Annotated in this window: 2 protein-coding genes; both read right to left on the bottom strand. The window is 69.1% G+C overall.

The window, feature by feature from the left end:
- On the bottom strand, positions 1–1193 hold a 1193-nt coding region (locus BST17_RS28470), incomplete at its 3' end, for a lipid-transfer protein (protein WP_083062359.1).
- The coding region (locus BST17_RS28465; RefSeq protein ID WP_109750347.1) for a Zn-ribbon domain-containing OB-fold protein at positions 1190–1510 on the bottom strand (321 nt) is incomplete at its 5' end. The genes BST17_RS28465 and BST17_RS28470, both read right to left, overlap by 4 nt.

Here is a 1510-nt window from a genome sequence, read left to right as displayed (position 1 = left end):
GCGACGACGACCGAGGAGCCGTGGCCGAAGAGGCCTTGGTTGGCGGTGACGCCGACGGTGGCGCCTTCGACCTGGCGGCCGGTGGCCTGGCCTTTGAGCTGCCAATTCAGTTCGCACACCTGGGCGATGGCTTGGGCGGGGATGGCCTCGCCGAAGGAGGCCAGACCGCCGGAGGCGTTGACCGGCACCCGGCCGCCGATGGTGGTGGCCCCGGAGCGCAGTAGGTGTTCGGCCTCACCTTTGGCGCACAGGCCGAGGTGTTCGTACCAGTCGAGTTCCAGGGCGGTGGACAGGTCGTAGACCTCGGCCAGGGACAGGTCTTCGGGTCCGATGCCGGCTTCGGCGTAGGCGGCGTCGAGGATCTGGTCTTTGAACACCCGGTCGGGCCCGGGGACGACGGCGGTGGAATCGGTGGCGATATCGGGCAGTTCAGGTAGGTGTTGCGGGTACTGCGGTGACTGCAGGCTGACCGCGCGGACCGAGGGGACACCGGCGACGGAGCCGAGATGTTTTTCGGCGAAGGCTTTGGAGGCCACGATGAGGGCGGCGGCGCCGTCGGAGGTGGCGCAGATGTCGAGCAGGCGCAGCGGGTCGGAGACCACGGGGGAGGCCAGCACGTCGGCGACGCTGGCCTCTTTGCGGTAGCGGGCGTAGGGGTTGTTGAGGCCGTGGCGGGCGTTTTTGACCTTGACGTTCGCGAAGTCCTCCAGGGTGGCGCCGTAGAGGTCCATCCGCCGGCGGGCCAGCAGCGCGAAGTAGACGGTGTTGGTGGCGCCGATGAGGTGGAAGCGTTGCCAGTCCGGGTCGTTTTTGCGTTCGCCGCCGACGGGGGCGAAGAAGCCTTTGGGGGTGGTGTCGGCGCCGATGACCAGCGCGACATCGCAGAAGCCGGCCAGGATCTGGGCGCGGGCGGACTGTAGGGCTTGGGACCCGCTGGCGCAGGCGGCGTAGCTGGAGGTGACGGGGATGCCGTTCCAACCCAATTTCTGGGCGAAGGTGGCACCGGCGACGAAGCCGGGGTAGCCGTTGCGGATGGTGTCCGCGCCGGCGACCAGCTGGATCTGGCGCCAGTCCAGGCCGGCCTCGGCCAGCGCGGCGCGGGCGGCGACGACGCCGTATTCGGTGAAGTCGCGGCCCCATTTGCCCCAGGGGTGCATGCCGGCGCCGAGAATGTAGACAGGGTCTGGGCTCATCGCGCGATCCTCCAGGCGTGGGTGGTGCGGATGACACCGTCGTCGTCGGTGTAGAGCGGCATGGTCGTCAGCTCCATCTGCATGCCGACGTTCAGATCGGCGGCCAGGGTGCCCTCGACGACCTTGCCGAGCACGATCAGGCCTTCGTCGGCGAGCTCGACCGCGGCGACGGCGAACGGTTCGAACGGGTCGGGTGACGGATATGGCGGTGGGGGTGCGTAGCGGTTCTCGGTGTAGCTCCACACCGTGCCGCGCCGGGACAGTGGGACCAGGGCGAGGGTGTCGCTGTCACAGGCCGGGTTCGGGCAGTTGGTCTC

The organism is Mycolicibacterium bacteremicum (assembly GCF_002086115.1).
Taxonomy (GTDB): Bacteria; Actinomycetota; Actinomycetes; order Mycobacteriales; family Mycobacteriaceae; genus Mycobacterium; species Mycobacterium bacteremicum.
The sequence above is the reverse complement of the archived record's forward strand: the minus strand, read 5'-3'. Positions and strand labels throughout refer to the sequence as shown.